Source organism: Xanthomonas hortorum pv. cynarae (genome assembly GCF_002939985.1).
Classification (GTDB): domain Bacteria; phylum Pseudomonadota; class Gammaproteobacteria; order Xanthomonadales; family Xanthomonadaceae; genus Xanthomonas; species Xanthomonas hortorum_D.
Window position 1 is genome coordinate 81338 of sequence record NZ_MDFM01000005.1, and the last position, 17831, is coordinate 99168.

General features: G+C 66.1%; 16 protein-coding genes. 6 read left to right on the top strand and 10 right to left on the bottom strand.

The window, feature by feature from the left end:
* The first annotated feature begins 18 nt into the window (after positions 1 to 18).
* A complete protein-coding gene (gene sppA, locus XcyCFBP4188_RS05015; protein ID WP_006453151.1) occupies positions 19 to 1917 on the top strand; it encodes a signal peptide peptidase SppA in 1899 nt (632 codons plus the stop codon).
* Positions 1918 to 1976: 59 nt separating this feature from the next.
* Here the strand turns inward: sppA and XcyCFBP4188_RS05020 are convergent, their stop codons facing one another.
* Entirely contained in the window at positions 1977 to 2192 is a 216-nt protein-coding gene (locus XcyCFBP4188_RS05020) for a hypothetical protein (RefSeq protein WP_074056551.1), read from the bottom strand.
* Positions 2193 to 2298: 106 nt separating this feature from the next.
* Here XcyCFBP4188_RS05020 and XcyCFBP4188_RS05025 point away from each other — a divergent pair, with 106 nt between their 5' ends.
* Complete coding sequence (locus XcyCFBP4188_RS05025) at positions 2299 to 3075, top strand: SDR family oxidoreductase (protein WP_006453153.1); 777 nt, start codon at positions 2299 to 2301, stop codon at positions 3073 to 3075.
* Between the two features lie 172 nt (positions 3076 to 3247).
* Here the strand turns inward: XcyCFBP4188_RS05025 and XcyCFBP4188_RS05030 are convergent, their stop codons facing one another.
* The 9 genes from XcyCFBP4188_RS05030 to XcyCFBP4188_RS05070 form a co-directional block, all read right to left on the bottom strand.
* Complete coding sequence (locus tag XcyCFBP4188_RS05030) at positions 3248 to 3916, bottom strand: hypothetical protein (protein WP_043911267.1); 669 nt, start codon at positions 3914 to 3916, stop codon at positions 3248 to 3250.
* A complete protein-coding gene (locus XcyCFBP4188_RS05035) occupies positions 3913 to 4683 on the bottom strand; it encodes a hypothetical protein (protein ID WP_006453155.1) in 771 nt (256 codons plus the stop codon). The genes XcyCFBP4188_RS05030 and XcyCFBP4188_RS05035 overlap by 4 nt, the downstream gene beginning before the upstream one ends.
* Positions 4684 to 4862: 179 nt before the next feature.
* On the bottom strand, positions 4863 to 5438 hold the full coding sequence (gene tsaC / locus XcyCFBP4188_RS05040) for an L-threonylcarbamoyladenylate synthase type 1 TsaC (protein WP_104591730.1): 576 nt from the start codon (positions 5436 to 5438) through the stop codon (positions 4863 to 4865).
* 8 nt (positions 5439 to 5446) lie between these two features.
* Entirely contained in the window at positions 5447 to 7939 is a 2493-nt protein-coding gene (locus tag XcyCFBP4188_RS05045; protein ID WP_104591731.1) for a DNA topoisomerase I, read from the bottom strand.
* 182 nt (positions 7940 to 8121) lie between these two features.
* On the bottom strand, positions 8122 to 9354 hold the full coding sequence (locus XcyCFBP4188_RS05050; RefSeq protein WP_104591732.1) for an RDD family protein: 1233 nt from the start codon (positions 9352 to 9354) through the stop codon (positions 8122 to 8124).
* Between the two features lie 60 nt (positions 9355 to 9414).
* Complete coding sequence (locus tag XcyCFBP4188_RS05055; RefSeq protein WP_043911270.1) at positions 9415 to 10140, bottom strand: pilin; 726 nt, start codon at positions 10138 to 10140, stop codon at positions 9415 to 9417.
* Between the two features lie 40 nt (positions 10141 to 10180).
* Positions 10181 to 10654, bottom strand: a complete 474-nt coding sequence (locus XcyCFBP4188_RS05060) for a DUF494 family protein (RefSeq protein ID WP_006453160.1) — start codon at positions 10652 to 10654, stop codon at positions 10181 to 10183.
* 43 nt (positions 10655 to 10697) lie between these two features.
* Positions 10698 to 11834, bottom strand: coding sequence for a DNA-processing protein DprA (gene dprA, locus XcyCFBP4188_RS05065; protein WP_006453161.1), 1137 nt, complete (start codon positions 11832 to 11834; stop codon positions 10698 to 10700).
* A gap of 74 nt (positions 11835 to 11908) precedes the next feature.
* Complete coding sequence (locus tag XcyCFBP4188_RS05070) at positions 11909 to 13045, bottom strand: LysM peptidoglycan-binding domain-containing protein (protein WP_006453162.1); 1137 nt, start codon at positions 13043 to 13045, stop codon at positions 11909 to 11911.
* A 132-nt stretch (positions 13046 to 13177) separates the two neighbouring features.
* On the opposite strand from XcyCFBP4188_RS05070, the gene def reads away from it, so the two are divergent.
* The 4 genes from def (at position 13178) to XcyCFBP4188_RS05090 (ending at position 17801) form a co-directional block, all read left to right on the top strand.
* On the top strand, positions 13178 to 13690 hold the full coding sequence (def, locus tag XcyCFBP4188_RS05075; protein WP_006453163.1) for a peptide deformylase: 513 nt from the start codon (positions 13178 to 13180) through the stop codon (positions 13688 to 13690).
* A gap of 108 nt (positions 13691 to 13798) precedes the next feature.
* The gene (gene fmt, locus XcyCFBP4188_RS05080; RefSeq protein WP_104591733.1) at positions 13799 to 14722 is read left to right on the top strand and encodes a methionyl-tRNA formyltransferase; all 924 of its coding nucleotides are present in this window, start codon (positions 13799 to 13801) and stop codon (positions 14720 to 14722) included.
* On the top strand, positions 14722 to 16032 hold the full coding sequence (gene rsmB, locus XcyCFBP4188_RS05085; protein ID WP_006453165.1) for a 16S rRNA (cytosine(967)-C(5))-methyltransferase RsmB: 1311 nt from the start codon (positions 14722 to 14724) through the stop codon (positions 16030 to 16032). The genes fmt and rsmB overlap by 1 nt, the downstream gene beginning before the upstream one ends.
* 47 nt (positions 16033 to 16079) lie before the next feature.
* On the top strand, positions 16080 to 17801 hold the full coding sequence (locus XcyCFBP4188_RS05090; RefSeq protein ID WP_074056561.1) for an ArnT family glycosyltransferase: 1722 nt from the start codon (positions 16080 to 16082) through the stop codon (positions 17799 to 17801).
* The last annotated feature ends 30 nt before the right edge of the window (positions 17802 to 17831 follow it).

A 17831-nucleotide genomic window follows, 5' to 3' on the forward strand; every position in this document is an offset into this window, starting at 1 on the left:
ATTTCGACGGAGTTTTCCATGAACCACCCCGTGCGTCGCAATCCCATCGCCAGTTTCTTCGTTGGCCTGTGGGATGTGATGAATTTCACCCGGCGCCTGATCTTCAACCTGGCGTTTTTCGGCTTTTTGTTCCTGATGCTGCTGCTGTTTGTGGTGGCGATCGCGCGTGGCGACGGCACCAAGCCGCTGGCCGAGCGCACCACGCTGGTGATCAACCCGGAAGGCACCCTGGTCGAACAGTTCAGCGCCGACCCGGTGAGCCGGTCGCTGGCCAAGGCAGTCGGCGACAAGAGCGCCGAAGAGGTGCAGCTGCGTGACCTGGTGCGGGTGATCGAGGCAGCCGGCAAGGATCGCAAGATCGAGCGGGTGCTGTTGAACCTGGACAAGTTTCAGCCCTCCGGTTTCGCTTCGCAGCGCGAAGTCGCCGCAGCGTTGCAGAAGCTGCGCGCCTCCGGCAAGCAGATCGTGGCTTTCAGCGAGAGCATGAGCCAGGGCCAGTACCTGCTGGCCGCGCAGGCCAACGAGGTCTATCTGGACCCGATGGGCAGCGTGCTGCTGGAAGGTCTTGGCCGCTATCGCCAGTATTTCCGCGAAGGCCTGCAGGACAAGCTGGGCGTGGACGTGCATCTGTTCCGCGTGGGCGAGTACAAGTCCGCTGCCGAGCCGTACATCCTCGACGCGGCCTCGGCCGACGCCAAGGAAGCGGATCTGTTCTGGATGAACGACGTGTGGCAGCGCTACCTGGCTGACGTCGGTACCGCACGCAAGCTCACCCCGGCGCAGCTGACCGCCGGCATCGACACGCTGCCCGAAGGCGTGACCGCCGCCGGTGGCGACCTGGCCAAGTTCGCGTTGCAGCAGAAGCTGGTCGACGGGCTCAAGACGCGCGAAGAAGTCGATGCGCTGCTGACCAAGCGCGGCGTGGCCGACAGCGATGCCGATGCCGGCTTTCGCAACATCGATTTCGCCAGCTATCTCACCCAGTTGCAGGCGCGGCGTTCGATGGACAGCCGCCCGCAGGTGGCCGTGGTGGTGGCGGCCGGCGAGATCAGCGGTGGCGAGCAGCCGGCCGGCCGCATCGGTGGCGAATCGACCGCCGCGTTGCTGCGTCAGGCGCGCGACGATGAAGAGGTCAAGGCGGTGGTGCTGCGCGTGGATTCGCCCGGCGGCGAAGTGTTCGCCTCCGAGCAGATCCGTCGCGAAGTGGTCGCGCTCAAGCAGGCCGGCAAGCCGGTAGTGGTGTCGATGGGCGATCTGGCCGCCTCGGGCGGCTACTGGATCAGCATGAATGCCGATCGCATCTATGCCGACCCGTCGACCATCAGCGGCTCGATCGGCATCTTCGGCATGGTGCCGAATCTGACCCGTGCGCTGGACAAGATCGGCGTGCATACCGATGGTGTGGGCACCACTCGGTTTGCCGGTGCCTTCGACATCACCCGTCCGCTGGACCCGGCCGCCGGCCAGGTCATCCAGGCGGTGATCAACAAGGGCTATGCCGACTTCACCGGCAAGGTGGCGCAGGCGCGTCACCAGTCGGTGGACGCCATCGACAAGGTCGCCCGTGGTCGCGTGTGGAGCGGGGCGCAGGCCAAGCAGCACGGCCTGGTGGATGCGTTTGGCGGCATGCAGGAGGCAGTGGCCGATGCGGCCGATCGGGCAAAGTTGAGCAAGGGCAAGTTCCGCGTGCGCTATGTCGAGAAGCCGGCCACGCCGTTCTCGCAGTTCATGAGCGGCTTTGCCGGCAGCCGTATGGGCGCCTGGATGCTGGGCGATTCGGCCATGGCACGCGCCATGCTGGCGCGCTCGCTGCCGGAAGTGGATACCCAGCTGCGCTTCGTCGAAGACGCCGTGCATGACAGCAAGGCCGGGGGCACGCCGGTGAAGTCGCTGGCGTATTGCTTCTGCGGGTTCTAACCCAGCACGTTTCAAGGTGATGCATCGACAACGCCGGCCTTGTGCCGGCGTTGTCGTTTCTACTGCGTGGCTGCGTCGATCGCCTTGCGTTGATCGTCTGCTGCCTGGTCAGTCGCCGCCTGCACCGCATGCGCCTTGTTCAACGGTTCCTGGATGTGGTCGCGCAAGGCGGTGGCCTGCGGCTCGGGCTTCTGATCGGTGGGCGCAGGTTGCGGTCGCTGACAGGCACCAAGCAGCAACGCCAGGCTGGCTGCAGGAATCCAATGCAGTTTCATCGTCGTGACCTCGCTTGGGGTGGCGGTATCCTAACGCTCGGGCCGCACGCAGGCGTCAATCACGTTGCAGCGGCCGTCTCCCGCGTTTTGAAAGAGGATCACCCACGTGACAACCCATCGTTGGCGGCTGGATGGACAGACCGCGCTCATCACCGGTGCCAGCGCCGGCATTGGCTTTGCCATCGCGCGCGAACTGCTCGGCTTCGGCGCGGATCTGCTGATGGTGGCGCGCGATGCCGATGCGTTGGCGCAGGCGCGCGACGAGCTCGCCGAAGAATTCCCCGAGCGTGAATTGCATGGGCTGGCCGCCGATGTGGCCGACGATGAAGAACGTCGCGCCATTCTGGACTGGGTGGAAGACCACGCCGATGGCCTGCACCTGCTGATCAACAATGCCGGCGGCAACATCACCCGCGCGGCGATCGACTACACCGAAGACCAGTGGCGCGGCATCTTCGAAACCAACGTGTTCGCGGCCTTCGAATTGTCGCGTTATGCGCACCCGTTGCTTGCCCGCCACGCGGCTTCGGCAATCGTCAACGTGGGCAGCGTCTCCGGCATCACCCATGTGCGCAGCGGCGCGCCGTACGGCATGACCAAGGCCGCGTTGCAGCAGATGACGCGCAATCTGGCGGTGGAATGGGCCGAGGACGGCATCCGCGTCAACGCAGTGGCGCCGTGGTACATCCGCACGCGTCGCACATCCGGGCCGCTGTCGGATCCGGATTACTACGAGCAGGTGATCGAACGCACCCCGATGCGCCGCATCGGCGAACCGGAAGAAGTTGCCGCGGCGGTCGGGTTTCTATGTCTGCCTGCGGCCAGTTACATCACTGGCGAATGCATCGCGGTGGATGGCGGATTCTTGCGGTACGGGTTTTAACCCGCCTGCGCGAGTCAGGGGGCCGCGAGGTTGCTCGCTTGCGCTGCTGGTCGGTGCACTGCCCATGCCATCTGGTGATCGCTGTAGGTTGCCAGTGGCTTTAAAACATCGGCCCAGCAAACGCAGCGCCGTTGAACTGACTGACCTGTGCGCTGGACCGCTGGTTGCAGCATCAAGGCGTGGTGGACGGATTCGCGCAGCGGCTTTCGTCCAGCACCCGGCGCATTTGATCGTAGCGCTGCTTGCGTTCGGCCGATTGCGCCTCGTCGGAGAAGCGCCAGGTCGCCTCGGCCTGCTCGGCGCGTTTGCGCCAGGCCTCGCACAGGCTCTGATCCGGTACCGGCGCGCAGCGATCGGTGACCACCTCACAGGCGCTGCCGCCGCCGGTGGCCGGCCCGCCCGCCAGGTTGGTGGTCTGCATCGGCAGGCAGCGTGTGGCCGGTTCGCGGTCTTCGGTGAAATAGCGTCCGTTGTCGTGCGCGGTGCATTCGAACAACGGCGGCGGTGGCAGTGTGGAGGTCGAGGTCGTGGCAGGTGGCGTCGGCGCAACCGGCGCTGGTGCGGCAACGGGTGCAGCAGCGGGCGCCTCGGTTTTCGGGGTGGCGCGCGGTTGTGCAGAGGGCGCTGTGCGCGCAGGCGATGCTGCGCTCGATCCGCCGGGCGCAAACGGCACGGCGGCCGGCGCAGTCATCACTTTCTTTTGCTGCTGCACGCCTTTCGGGCACGGCATGTTCTGCACCGTGAGCGCGCCGGTCGGATCGGTGCAGCGGTAGATGGTCACGTCCTGGGCGCTGGCAACCGACATCCATCCCATCAGCAACAACAGTAGACAGCGCCTCATGCGCCGCCGCAATCGCGCTGCAGGCGTGCGTCGATGCCGCGTTGTTCGCGGCTGAGGTCCTCGCGCTCGCTCTGCAAGGCGCTGTTGTAGCGCCGGATCAGCTCCCAGCGGCGGTCGGCCAGCCGCCCACAGACTTCCTGCTCCGGCAGGGCATGGCATTCGTCGCGGATCTGCACATTGCCGTACGGCACGATCACCGTGCCGCCGCCGTAGCCGCCGCCGTTGTAACCGCCCTGATAGCCGCCGCCTCCGAAGCTTGCGCTTCCGCGCAGGCTTCCACCCCGTCCGGAGCCACCTTGCACCGATACCGCCGGGCGTGGGCTCACCGAGATCGGTGGACGCTGGATGCCGCCGCCGTTGACCGGCGGGGCAATGCCATTGCCCACATAGGCGGGGCCCCAGGTCGGCACCCAGCGCGGATTGCCTTCCGGGCTGTCGCTTGTGTAGCGGTTGCCGTCTTCGGTGGTGCACTCGTACATCGGCTGTGGCGGCTGCACGGTAATGATGCGCACCTCGCGCGGCGGCTGCGTCGCGACGGCGGCAGGGGCGACGACGGCGCGTTCCGGTAGCGGCGGCGGATCCTGCGGGCGTTGCAGGTCCAGCACCTGCTGGCGCCCGCTGCTGCACGGCGCATCCTGCAGCGCCACGGTGCCGGTGCTACTGACGCAGCGGTAGATCCGCACGTTCGGATCGGGTTTGCTGGCGGTACTGGCCGCCGACGCAGGCAGCGCGGTGGCCAGCAACAGAAGGGTCAGGACGGTACGCATGACCGCAGTGTGCGCGTCTGTCCGGCTGTGTCAAAGGGGGAGCGGCTGAACTGGTTTGGGTCATGCAGGCGGGCGGATCAGCGACGCGGCAACCGCATAGGGCTTCGCGCCCCGCCGCACGCGCCATCTGGCCTGGGTCTACAACGCGCCCACTAGTTCAAACGCGCCCACTAGTTCACTCAGTCGCGCAGGATCTGCCCGCTGCGCGCATCGCGGATCTGGGTCGGCTGCGCCAGTGCGCCCACCTCGCCATCCACCACGCCATCGATGCTGACCAGCAGCGCCGGATCCAGTGATTGACGGCTGCGTGCGGGTGGCTCACCGGCCAGGTTGGCGCTGGTGGACACCAACGGGGCGCCCCAGGCTGCGCAGAGCGCGGCGACGACCGGATGCGCGCTGATGCGCACCGCCAGCCCGTCATGCGCGCCAGCGACCCAGCGCGGCGCCTGTGCGGTGACTGGCAGGATCCAGGTGTGCGGGCCCGGCCAGCTGACCAGCACCTCCTGCTTGCGCGCAGGCTCCAGTGCGTCGAAATCCACCCAGCCGTGCAAGATGTCCACGCTGGCGGCCACCACGATCACGCCCTTGTCGACAGGGCGCCGCTTGATCGCCAGCAGCCGTAGCACGGCCGCTTCCTGGCGCGGGTCGCAACCCAGTCCCCACACCGCTTCGGTGGGATAGGCGATCACGCCGCCCCGGGTCAGGGCAGCGACGGCGTTATCCACACTGAGCGCGGGGCTGGGTGCCGGTTGCATCGTGCGACTCAGCCTGCCGCCTTGCTCGCCACTTTCTTGACCACACGCTTGGCGGCCTTCTTGGCGGTAGCTTTCTTGGCCGGCGCCTTCTTGGCAGCTGTCTTGGTCGCAGCAGTCTTGGTGGCGGTCTTCTTGACTGCGGTCTTCTTCGGCGACGAATCCTTGACCGTATTCTTCTTCAGCGTGGCCTTCTTCGCACCGAAGCCCTTGCGCACCGGCTTGCCGGTGTCGGTCAGCAACTGCTGCACTTCTTCGAAGCTCAGCGACGCCGGTTCGCGATCCTTGGGAATCTTGCCGTTGAGCTTGCCGTCGCTGATGTACGGGCCGAAGCGGCCGTTGAGCACCTGGATGTCGCTGCCGTCGAATTCCTTGATCACCCGATTGCGCGCGATCTCTTCCTTCTCTTCGATCAGGAACACCGCGCGTTCCAGATCGATGGTGTACGGGTCGTCTTCCTTCTTCAGCGAGGCATACACGCTGCCACGGCGCGCAAACGGCCCGAACCGGCCGATGCCGACGCTGACGTCCTGGTCCTTGTCCTGGCCCAGCGCGCGCGGCATCTTGAACAGTTCCAGCGCGTCTTCGATGGAGATCGAAAAGATGCTCTGGCCCGGGCGCAACGAGGCGAATGTGGGCTTTTCTTCGTCTTCGACCGTGCCGATCTGCACCATCGGGCCGAAGCGGCCGATGCGCGCGCTGACTTCCTTGCCGCTGACCGGGTCCGCGCCCAGCACGCGCACGCTGCCGGCGTCGGTCTTGTCCAGCGAATCCTTTTTGTCTTCGACCAGTTCCTTGAACGGGCCCCAGAACTTCTCCATCAACGGAATCCACTCCGCTTCGCCACGCGAGACCGCATCCAGATCGTCTTCGAGCTTGGCGGTGAAGTCGTAATCCACGTAACGGGTGAAATGCCCGGACAGGAACTTGGATACCGCACGGCCCACGTCGGTGGGGCGGAAGCTGCGGCCCTCCATCTCCACGTACTTGCGGAACTGCAGGGTCTGGATGATCGAGGCGTAGGTGGACGGACGGCCGATGCCGTATTCCTCCAGCGTCTTGACCAGCGCCGCTTCGGTGAAGCGCGGCGGCGGTTGGGTGAAATGCTGATCGGTGACGATGCGGTCCAACGGGATGTTGTCGCCGGCCTTCATCGGCGGCAGCTTGCGGCTCTCGTCCTCGTCTTCGCTGCTCTTGGTGTCCTTGCCTTCTTCGTACACGGCCAGAAAGCCCGCAACCACCACGGTAGTGCCGCTGGCGCGGAACACATGCTCGCTGCCGGCCGACAGGTCGACGCTGACGGTGTTTAGCGTGGCCGGAATCATCTGGCAGGCGACTGCGCGCTTCCAGATCAATTCGTACAGACGGCGCTCGTCGTCGGACAGAAAGCGCGCGACCTGCGCCGGTGTGTGCAATGCCGAGGTCGGACGGATCGCCTCATGCGCTTCCTGCGCATTCTTGGATTTGGTGGTGTAGGTATTGGGCTGATCCGGCAACGACGCGGTGCCGAAATCGCGCGCGATCACGTCGCGGATTTCCGCCAACGCGTCCTGCGACAGATTCACCGAGTCGGTACGCATATAGCTGATCAGGCCGACCGAGCCTTCGTCGCCGAGCGCCACACCTTCGTACAACTTCTGCGCCACCTGCATGGTCTTGCGGGTGGTGAAACCGAGCTTGCGCGAGGCTTCCTGCTGCAGCGTGGAAGTGGTGAACGGCGGGGCGGGGCGGCGCTTGCGCTCCTTGCTGGCCACGTCGGTGACATGCAGCACGCCTTGCGCCGCCTTCTGGATACGCAGGCGCGCCGCTTCGGCAGTATCGCCGTCGGTGACGGTGAACTGCTCGAATTTCTGCCCGTCCAGCTTGATCAGACGTGCATTGAACGGCTGCGACGGATGCCGGCATTGCGCATCGATGGACCAGTATTCGCGCGCGATGAAGGCTTCGATCTCTTCTTCGCGCTCGACGATCATACGCAGCGCCGGCGACTGCACGCGGCCGGCCGACAGGCCGCGCTGCACCTTGCGCCACAGCACCGGCGACAGGTTGAAGCCGACCAGATAGTCGAGCGCGCGACGTGCCTGCTGCGCATCGACCAGGTCGGCGGCGATCGCGCGCGGCTTGAGCATCGCTTCCTTGATCGCACGCGGGGTGATCTCGGTGAACACCACCCGCTGCATCGGCTTGTCCTTGAGCAGGCCGCGCTCTTTCAGGATCTCGGCGATGTGCCAGCTGATCGCCTCGCCCTCGCGGTCCGGGTCGGTCGCCAGAAAGATGTCGTCGGCGGTCTTGGCCGCACGCGCAATGGCTTCGACATGCTTTTCGTTCTTTTCGATCAGGTCGTAACGCATCGCGAACCCATTGTCCGGATCGACCGCGCCTTCCTTGGGGACCAGGTCGCGCACGTGCCCATACGAGGCCAGGACGGTGAAGTCCTTGCCGAGGTATTTATTGATCGTCTTGGCCTTGGCGGGCGATTCGACGATGAGCAGGTGCTTGGGCATGGTGGTTAATTCTTTGGGCAGGGCCCGGGGGGCAGGTAGCGTGGCCTAATTGGCCGGTGGAGGGAAGCAGATCGCCTGTTTCCCACACGTCAACGCCCGGGATGGTAGCCCGGGCGTTCAGTTCTCATATTAGAAAGATCACGGCAGACGCCGCCGTGTCAAGCGGCTTCGGCCACGAACCCTCAGTTTTGGCTCATTCCGATCGCCGCAATCATGATCGCAGCGAAGATCACGCCAATCACCACTATCACCGCATAAATGGCCAGCACCACAATCGTGACTGTGTCCAGCCCCGTGGATTGCCGCTCCGGGTGATCGGTGAAGGCCCAGCGATCCACCACCAGGGTCTCGCACACTTTGTCGTGCGGGGCCTGCTTGCGCTGGGTCATGCCGGCCATGAACGCCGCCACGATCGCGCCGATGCCCAGGGTGAGCACGCTGATCAGCATGTAGGCCAGATAGCGCAACACGTTGCGCCAGAAACCGACCCGGCCGCCGTTGCTGTCGGCGCGCACCAGCTTGATGCCGCAGGCGAGCTTGCCCAGGCTGGCCTGGTGCCGGCTGGACTGCATCCAGGCGAAATACAGCGTCGGGATGGCCAGACCGATGCCATACGACACCACCATGATCGCGATGCCGAGCGCGCTACCGTCGTCCAGCGCCGAACCGGAATCGCCGCGGGTGGTTGCCAGCGCCACAACGAACACCAACGGGATCACGATCAGGTACACCGCGAAGGTGGTCACGAAGCTGTCCAGAATGCTGGCCGCCACGCGTCGCCACAGGCCGGCGTAGACAACCGGGGCATCCTGCAAAGCAACGCCTGCTGTGGGTGCGGCGGCTATGGAATCCCAGGCGCTGGGAATTGGCACGCCAGCGGGTGTCTGCGACGAGGCATCGGCGGGCGTCGCAGGCGCGTCCGGGGTCTTGGTCAGGGTCGGGCTTGAGGCCGCCGGGGGTGTCGCGGCCTCTGCCGGCGTGGTGGACCACGCTACCGGATCTGCCGATGCAGCGTGCTCGCTTGGCGGAATCTGCTGCTGATCGACTGCTGCAGGGTGATCGGCAAGGCCAGATTCGGTCTGCGCGAGCGAAGCGTCTACAGCGGAGCCGGAAAACGGCGCCGCTGCGGCGGGCGCGTTATCCACCGGTGCGCTGGTCGGGTAAACCGTCGCTTGCGGTTCACTGCCCGGAACGTCCACTGATGTATATCCGGTCGGCTCGGGGGGCGCTGGCACTGGTGTGTCGACGCCCAGTTCGGCCGCGACCTCGCGCAGCGCCACCCACTGCGGCAGACCTTCGCGCCAGACCAGGCTGGAGCGGTCGATGATGCCTTGCGACAGGCGCGCAACCAGCGTGTCGGTGTCGATCGGCCCCTGGCGTTCGCGCTGGGCGTCGGCGTAATACCACTGCGTCATTGATGTCCCCTTGGGTGAAACGATTGGCTAGAGCGTGAGATGCATTTGAGCTAACGCGCTCTAACCGCGGCAGTCCGGCGGAAGTTGGTTGTCGTCGATCTCGGAACTGCACTGCCAACTGCTCGCATCAGCGTCGAAATCCAGCCACAACGCCTTGCCATCGAGCTTGGCCGATTTCGGTGCATGCATCACCGCTTCGATGCCGCACTGGGTGGTGTCGAAACGGCCGACCCGCACGCTGGTCAGCACGTCGTTTGCATAATGCTCGGGCGCCTGGAAGCCGCTGTCGCCATTGACCGGACAACGGCCTTCCTGCGCGAGAAATTCGGCGATCTGCGGCTTTAATGGCGCCAACGCGGCCACTGCCTTGGCGACCTTGGTGCGTCCCACATAGTCCTGATAAGCCGGTAGCGCGATTGCAGCCAGAATGCCGATCACCGCCACCAGGACAAACATCCCCACCACCGCGCCCAGCACCAACGCCAACGACCATCCCGGCCCGTGGTTCGGCAGGCGATGCGCTGGCAGTACAGACACGTGGGCAGGCGACATGTGTGCCGCCGCCGATGGCAGTGGCGGAGGCTGCGCTGCAGCGCTCAAATCGGTGGAGATCGGCGGTCCGAGTTCATCGGCGCAGGCGGACAGCGGCACCCATTGGGTCAGGCCTTCGCGCCAGACCAGGGTATCCAGAGCAATTGCGCGATCACGATACAGGCCCAGCAAGGCCTCGCAGGCCACCGGGCCACGCCGATGGCGGTTGCCCTCGGCGTAATACCAACTGCTCATTCCCGTCCCCACGCACGCGCTTCCATCGCGGCTTCGACCCTCAGTGTACGGGTTCAGGCTCGTCGAGGAACATCTGCGTTTCCATCCAGGCATAGGCCGCTTCGGCGCCTGGCTGGTTGAACAGCACCATCAGCACCACCCACTTGAGGTCGTCCAGATCAAGCTCGTCCTGGTCCAGCGCCATTGCACGGTCCAGCACCAACTCGCGCTGATCGGCATCGAGAATGCGGTGTTGCTCCAGGAACATCAGAAACCCGCGGCAGTCCACATCGAGCTTGTCCAGCTCCGGGCCGTGGTAGATACGCACTGGCCCGTCGACGTGCGGGCGCGCAACGCTAGGCCGCTGCTCGGAGAGCGCGTCCAGCCAATCGAAGGCTTTACTGATTTCTGCAGGGCTGAAGCCAGCCTGGATCAGGCCATTCTGAAGCGAGTCACGGTCACGGACCAGGTCCGCGTCTTCGCTGAAGTAATGTTCGAACAGGTACAGCAGTACATCAAGAATGCTCTCTTTCATTGCCCCTCGGCCTGCGTCGCGCGACGCTGTGGAGGTGAAGAAACTAGGGATTGCGGGTATAGCGACCGTGCTCGGTGACCACGTCTCCCTCCAGTTCCATGATGAGCAGCATGGAGGACAGCGTGGCGGCCGTCAATCCGGTGCGTTCGACCAATGCATCCATAGGGGTTGGGTCGTGGCCAAGTGCCTGCCACAAGCGCTGGTAGTCCGGATCCGGGCGCGCGGTAGAGGCCTTGGGCGCCGTCCTGGCCTGATCAGTGGGGGCGGCCAGGCGCTGACGCAAGGCATCGGCCAACTCGCCCGAGAGCAGGCGCAGCCCGTCGATGATCTGGGCCGGCTCCTGGGCCAGGGTGGCGCCCTGACGAATCAGGTGATGGCAGCCGCGCGCGAGCGGATTGTGCAACGAGCCGGGCAGGGCGAACACTTCACGGCCTGCCTCGGCTGCCAGCCGCGCGGTGATCAACGCGCCCGAGCGCATGGCCGCTTCGACCACCAGCGTGCCCAATGCCAGCCCGGCGATGATCCGGTTGCGGGCCGGGAAGTGCCCCGCGGCCGCCGCTGTGCCAGGCAGATACTCGCTGACGACCGCGCCACGCGCGGCGATGCGATCGCGCAGCGACTGATGATGGGCGGGATAGGCCACATCGGTGCCGGTGCCGACCACCGCCACGGTGATGCCGTCGGCGCGGGCAAGCGCGGCCTCGTGGGCGATCGCATCCACGCCTGCCGCCATGCCGCTGACGATGCCCAGCCCGGCGCTCGCCAGACTGGAAGCGAATGCGCGGGTGTGCTCCCGCCCTCCGGCCGTGGCCGCACGGCTGCCGACCACCGCCACCGCTGGATGCCATAACGCGGTGGGGTCGCCGTCCACGAACAAGGCCAGCGGCGGATTGACCAGATGCCGCAGCAGCGCGGGATAGTCCGGATCCTGCCAGCCGATGAGGTGATGCCCGGGCTGCGCGCACCAGTGCAGCGCTGCGTCCAGCGCCTGCGTGTCGGGGACACGCAGCAGGGCCGATTGCAGCGCGTCGCAGCCGGCAGCGCGCCATGCATCGGAGCCGGCGGCAAGGATCTCGGCCGGCGAGGCGAACGTCGTCAGCAGCGTACGGCGCGGCGGGCTGCGGCCGCCGGCCAGCAGCAGGATCAACAACGCACGCAGGTCGGGAGCAATCAGGGCCATGCAGTCAGCGTAGGCCGCAAACGACGACGGCGCCCTCAGGCGCCGTCGCGTTACAGCATCGGATTTTGTCCCGCTTACTGCGCGTCTGGATGCTTGACGATGTAGCCCAGGCCGGTCGGCTTGACGCTTTCCATCACCAGCGCATAGCTGACCTTGTCGAAGGTGCGGAACACCATCGCGTGCGAGACGTATTCGTCGGGCAGGCCGACGGTGGAACCGGCCGGGCCGCTGAAATCGTCATCGGTCCGCGAAAAACGCGAGTGCTTGACGCGGTCGCTGACCGTACGGCCCTTGCGCCAGATCGAAAACACGGTGCCGTTGTTGATGCCCTCGCGCGCGCCACCGGAGATGGCGATCACGTCGCGGGTACCGCCGACGATGAAGGCATCGGAGATGGCGAGTACGCGCAACTCGGTCTGCGTGGCCTGTTCCGATGGCGGATGCGGAATGAACTGCAGATCGTAGGGCTGGGCTTCGACCGCGATGATGCGATCGCCCGCACGCACTTCACGGCCGCTGTCCTGCAACAGCAAGGTCGCCGCCTTGGAATTGCCGCCTGCCGCGCTGCGGGTAATGGTGCCGACGTTGACCTGCGCCAGTTCATACCCCAGAAACTCGCGGCGACTGCTCGGCGCGATGTAGTTCTTCCAGATGTTGCCGGAGCCGGCGACGCTATTGCCGGCCATATCCAGATCATCGTTGGGCTTGGGCAGGCTGAACTTCACGGTCGGGCGCACCACTGCAAAACGCTGCCCCGGCTGCGCGTCGTCCAGGCCGACCACATACGCCAACTGGCCAGTGGTGGCACGCGAACGACCGCCTTCCAGACCCACGACATACGGCAGGCCGTCGAAGTCGTCGGTGACGCGCAGGTTTTTGAGAAACGGCTCGACGTCCGACAGCGGAATCGCATTGATCGGCGCTTCCTGACGCGGGCCGGGCTGCACAGTGCCCTTGGCAACGCGATCCAGGTAGGCCAGGCTGATCACATCGCCCGGGTAGATCAGGTGCGGATTCTGAATTTGCGGATTGGCCTGCCAGATTTCCGGCCACAGCCACGGCTTTTGCAGAAAACGCCCAGCGATGTCCCAAAGGGTATCCCCCTTGCGGACCACGTAAGTCTCTGGATGTTCGCCCACCGCTTGCGCGGCAGCGTAGGTCGCGACGGTCAGCATCGCCGCAGCGACGACCGTACGAAGTCGGTTCAACATGAGTGCCTTCTTGCCTGATTCCCCAACAGGTCCGCGCACTATAGTCCAGAAACCCCGGAGCTACGCAAGCAGTGCGCTAGAATAGGAGCGTCTTGCCGGCGCCGCGCCGGTGTTCCCAGCACGGGTAACCCCATGGCTTTGCTCCCTATTCTCGAATTTCCCGACCCGCGGCTGCGCACCAAGGCCGTGCCGGTGGATGCTGCCGAGGTCACCAGCCCGGCATTTCAACGCTTGCTCGACGACATGTTCCAGACCATGTACGAGGCGCCCGGCATCGGCCTGGCCGCCAGTCAGGTGGATGTGCACAAGCGTTTCATGGTGATCGACGTCAGCGACGAGAAGAACCTGCCGCAGGTGTTCATCAACCCGCAAATCGTCAGCAAACAGGGCGAGCAGCTGTATCAGGAAGGCTGCCTGTCGGTGCCGGGCATCTATGCCGATGTCAGCCGTGCCGATGCGATCACGGTGCGCTATGTCGACCGCCACGGGCAGGCGCAGGAACTGAGCACCGAAGGCCTGCTGGCGGTGTGCATCCAGCATGAGATGGATCACCTGGACGGCAAGTTGTTTGTCGATTATCTGTCGCCGCTCAAGCGCGAGATGGTGCGCAAGAAACTGGCCAAGCAGCGCAAACACGTTGCCTGACGGCCGGGATTGGAGAGTCGGGATTGGGGATTGGAAACGCCGGTTCTCGGCCCGGTCGCCCGATCCTTTTTTACGAATCCCCAATCTCCACTTCCGAATCCCAGCCCCATGAAAATCATATTCGCCGGTACGCCGGATTTTGCCGTCGCCTCGTTGCGCGCGGCCGCGCAGCGACATGAAGTGGTGGCGGTCTATACCCAGCCGGATCGGCCTGCCGGCCGCGGCCGTGGGCTGACCGCCTCGCCGGTCAAGCTGGAAGCGATCGCGCGCGGCATCCCGGTGTTTCAGCCGCAGACGCTGCGCTCGCCCGAGGCCCTGGCGACGCTGCGCGCGCTCGATGCCGACCTGATGGTAGTGGTGGCTTACGGCTTGATCCTGCCCAAGGCAGTGCTGGCCGCGCCGACCTATGGCTGCTGGAACGTGCATGCCTCGTTGCTGCCGCGCTGGCGTGGCGCCGCGCCGATCCAGCGTGCCATCGAGGCCGGCGATACCGAAACCGGCGTGTGCCTGATGCAGATGGAAGCCGGTCTGGATACCGGCCCTGTGCTGCTGTCGCAACGTCTGGAGATCGGCGAGCAGGAAACCGGCGGGCAGCTGCATGACCGCCTCGCCGCGCTGGGTGCGCAGGTGCTGTCCGATGGACTGGGGTTGCTGCGTGCCGGCGTTCGCCCGGTGGCGCAACCTCAGCCGGCCGAGGGTGTGACCTACGCGCACAAGCTGGACAAGGCGCAGGCACGGCTGGACTGGGCGCAGCCGGCGCAGGAACTGGCGCGGCGCGTGCGTGCGTTCAATCCCTGGCCGGTGGCCGAGGCGATGCTGGCCGGTGAGCGTGTGCGCCTGCATGGCGCAGTGGCGCTGGAGCTGGCACATCGGCAGGCGCCGGGCACCCTGCTCGCTGCCAGCAAGCAGGGCATCGATATCGCCTGCGGTGAGGGTGCGTTGCGGGTACGCGTCTTGCAGCGCGAGGGCGGCAAGGCGATCACCGCCGCCGACTACCTCAACGCGCGCCGCGATCTGCCGGCGCTGACCTGATGTCGACGGAAGCCGCCACTGCCGGCGTTGCCTCGCGTCTGGCCGCAGCGCGGGTGCTGACGGCGGTGTTCGACCAGGGCCGCTCGCTCAAGGCCGAACTGGCCGCGAGCTTGCCCGGCCTGAGCGATCCACGCGACCGCGCGCTGGTGGAGGCGATCTGTTTTGCGGTGCTGCGGCGGCGCCCGGCGTACGACGTGGCGCTGCGGCAGTGGCTGGAACGCCCGTTGCCGCCGCGCGATGCCGAACTCAAAGCATTGCTGATGGCCGGCTTCGCCCAGCTCGACGTGCTGCAACTGCCTGCGCATGCGGCGTTGTCGGCCACCGTAGACGCGTGTCGTGCGCTGGGCCGGCCGCGTCAGGCCGGCATGGTCAACGCGATCCTGCGGCGTGCGCAGCGCGAAGGATTTCCGGCAGTGTCTGCCGATGCCGGTTGGCCGTCCTGGTTACGCAAGCAATTGCGCGCCGATTGGGGCGACCGCGCCGAAACCATTTTCGTAGCAAGCGCGCTGATGGCGCCGATGTGGCTGCGGGTGCATCGCGGGCGCACCGATCCGGCCGCGTATGTCGCGCGTCTGGCCGAACTGGGCATCGCTGCGGAAACCGATCCGGTGTTGCCGGATGCGGTGCGCTTGCACATTGCGCTGCCGGTGAGTCAATTGCCGGGCTTTGCCGAAGGCGAGGTCTCGGTGCAGGACGGCTCTGCACAGCAGGTGGCCGATGCACTGCCGTTGGCTTCATCGGCGCGCGTGCTTGATGCCTGCGCCGCGCCCGGTGGCAAGGCGGCGCACCTGCTGGAACGCTATCCCGGCTTGCAGCTCACCGCGCTGGATGTGGATGCGCGCCGGCTGGAACGCGTGCAGCAGACTTTGCAGCGCACCGTGCCGGGCGCTCAGGTGGCGCTGCAGGCGGCCGACGCCGCCGATCCTGCCGGCTGGTGGGACGAGCAGCCGTTCGATGCGGTGCTGCTGGATGCGCCGTGTTCGGCCACCGGTGTGGTGCGCCGTCAACCGGATGTGCTGCTGCATCGCCGCGCCGACGATATCGATGCGGTGTGCGCCTTGCAGGCACGCTTGCTCGATGCGACCTGGCGCACGCTGCGTCCGGGCGGGCAGTTGCTCTACACCACCTGTTCGTTACTGGCGCGCGAGAACCAGGCGCAGGTGGAGGCGTTTCTGCAGCAGACCCCGGATGCCCAGGCGCAGCCGTTGGGTGCGCAGTTTGGTCATGCGGCAGGGCCGGGGCGCCAGCGGTTTCCAGGCGAGCAGCACTGCGACGGATTTTTCTACGCGCTTTTGCTAAAAACCTCCTGATCGGGCGCCGAGTCGGCGCTCCCTCCTGTTTCCCACTGCCGCCGGCCATGCTCAAGACCCGTGCTTCCACCGATTTCTGGCTGCTGGCCATCACCGCTGTATTGGTCATCGGTGCCGGCCTGGGATTGCGTGACCCCTGGCCGGCGGACGAGCCGCGTTTTGCGCTGGTCGCCAAGCAGATGGTGCTGAGCGGCGACTGGCTGTTCCCGCATCGCGGCAACGAGCTGTACTCGGACAAGCCGCCGATGCTGATGTGGCTGCAGGCGCTGTTCTACACGCTGCTGGGCAATTGGCGGGTGGCGTTCCTGTTGCCGTCGCTGCTGGCAGCCCTGGGCACGCTGGCCTGCGTGTACGACCTGGGGCGGCGGCTGTGGACCCGGCGCGTCGGCCTGTATGCGGCCTGGATACTGCTGTTCACGTTGCACTTCACCTTCCAGGCCAAGAAGGCGCAGATCGACCCGCTGGTGGTGTTCTGGATCACCCTGGCCAATTACGGGCTGTTGCGCCATCTGCTGATGGGCCCGGCCTGGCGCTGGTGGACGCTGGGCTGGTTCGCCGCCGGGCTGGGCGTAATTACCAAAGGCGTCGGGGTGATCGCGTTGCTGATGCTGATCCCGGCCGGCATTGCGTCGGCGCGCGGTTGGCCGGGCGTACGCGTGCATGTGCGCGATCGGCGCTTCTGGCTGGGGCCGCTGTTCTTCTTTGTCGCGATCCTGCTGTGGTTCGTGCCGATGATGGTGACCGCGCTGACCGCAGGCCAGCCCGAATACCGCGTGTATCTCAACGACATCCTGCTGCGCCAGACCGCCAAGCGCTACGCCAGCTCCTGGGACCACGCGCAACCGGTCTGGTACCACTTGAAGGGCATGGCCACGATGTGGCTGCCGACCATTCTGCTGCTGCCATGGGCGATTCCGGCCTGGCGGCGCCGGCTCAAGCGCCGCGATGCGCGCTATCTGCTGCCGCTGGCGTGGTGGCTGTTGGTGCTGGTGTTCTTCACCATTCCCAGCGGCAAGCGCGATGTCTACATCCTGCCGGCGCTGCCGATGTTCTGCCTGGCGCTGGCGCCGTTGGCGGCGGGGCTGTTGCGCCGGGCCGGGGTGCAGCGCGTGTTATTCGGATTCGCGCTGCTGCTGACCGTGGTCTTCAGCGTGGGCGGGGTGGCGATGCTGATCGGGCATCCGGGCTTCGAGCAGAAGATCATGGACAGCCGCGGAGTCGGCAGCGAGGCGACCGACCCGCTCGGCTGGCTGTTGCTGGCGGTGGGGGTGTGGGGCGTGGCCAGCCTGCTGTTGCTGCGGGTGCGCGGCTCCGCGCTTGCGGTCGCATCGCTGCTGGGTGCGTGGTGGGTGGCGTTCGGGCTGGTCTGCTACCCGATCTTCAACGACTCCAGCTCGTCGGGCGCGGTGATGCGCGAAGCCGGGCGCCGGATCGGGGTGGATGCGCAGCTCGGGCTGGTGGCCTGGAAAGAGCAGAACCTGCTGATGGCCGACCGCCCCGCGCAGACCTTTGGCTTCAAGGTGCCATGGGAACAACAGCTGCAACGCGGGGTGACCTGGCAGGCAGAGCAGCCTGCGCAACGCTGGCTGTTGGTGCAGGAGACGGCGTTGCTGGCCTGCGTGGATCGCAGCCGCAGCCAATTGGTGGGGGTGGCCAACCGTCGTCGCTGGTGGCTGGTGCCGGCCGATGCGGTGCAGGGCAGTTGCGTAGCGAGCTCCAACGAGCGGGCGGTGGAAGCACAGGAGCAGGGCAACCTGGAGACCGAATGAGGGCGCCAAGCACGCCTCCCAGGCGCGATT

Coding starts and splice junctions, on each gene's coding strand:
- def (WP_006453163.1), top strand. CDS start 13,178: ATGGCTTTGCTCCCTATTCTCGAATTTCCCGACCCGCGGCTGCGCACC.
- XcyCFBP4188_RS05045 (WP_104591731.1), bottom strand. CDS start 7,939: ATGCCCAAGCACCTGCTCATCGTCGAATCGCCCGCCAAGGCCAAGACG.
- XcyCFBP4188_RS05055 (WP_043911270.1), bottom strand. CDS start 10,140: ATGAGCAGTTGGTATTACGCCGAGGGCAACCGCCATCGGCGTGGCCCG.
- XcyCFBP4188_RS05030 (WP_043911267.1), bottom strand. CDS start 3,916: ATGAGGCGCTGTCTACTGTTGTTGCTGATGGGATGGATGTCGGTTGCC.
- XcyCFBP4188_RS05060 (WP_006453160.1), bottom strand. CDS start 10,654: ATGAAAGAGAGCATTCTTGATGTACTGCTGTACCTGTTCGAACATTAC.
- XcyCFBP4188_RS05035 (WP_006453155.1), bottom strand. CDS start 4,683: ATGCGTACCGTCCTGACCCTTCTGTTGCTGGCCACCGCGCTGCCTGCG.
- dprA (WP_006453161.1), bottom strand. CDS start 11,834: ATGGCCCTGATTGCTCCCGACCTGCGTGCGTTGTTGATCCTGCTGCTG.
- sppA (WP_006453151.1), top strand. CDS start 19: ATGAACCACCCCGTGCGTCGCAATCCCATCGCCAGTTTCTTCGTTGGC.
- XcyCFBP4188_RS05050 (WP_104591732.1), bottom strand. CDS start 9,354: ATGACGCAGTGGTATTACGCCGACGCCCAGCGCGAACGCCAGGGGCCG.
- tsaC (WP_104591730.1), bottom strand. CDS start 5,438: ATGCAACCGGCACCCAGCCCCGCGCTCAGTGTGGATAACGCCGTCGCT.
- rsmB (WP_006453165.1), top strand. CDS start 14,722: ATGTCGACGGAAGCCGCCACTGCCGGCGTTGCCTCGCGTCTGGCCGCA.
- fmt (WP_104591733.1), top strand. CDS start 13,799: ATGAAAATCATATTCGCCGGTACGCCGGATTTTGCCGTCGCCTCGTTG.
- XcyCFBP4188_RS05020 (WP_074056551.1), bottom strand. CDS start 2,192: ATGAAACTGCATTGGATTCCTGCAGCCAGCCTGGCGTTGCTGCTTGGT.
- XcyCFBP4188_RS05090 (WP_074056561.1), top strand. CDS start 16,080: ATGCTCAAGACCCGTGCTTCCACCGATTTCTGGCTGCTGGCCATCACC.
- XcyCFBP4188_RS05070 (WP_006453162.1), bottom strand. CDS start 13,045: ATGTTGAACCGACTTCGTACGGTCGTCGCTGCGGCGATGCTGACCGTC.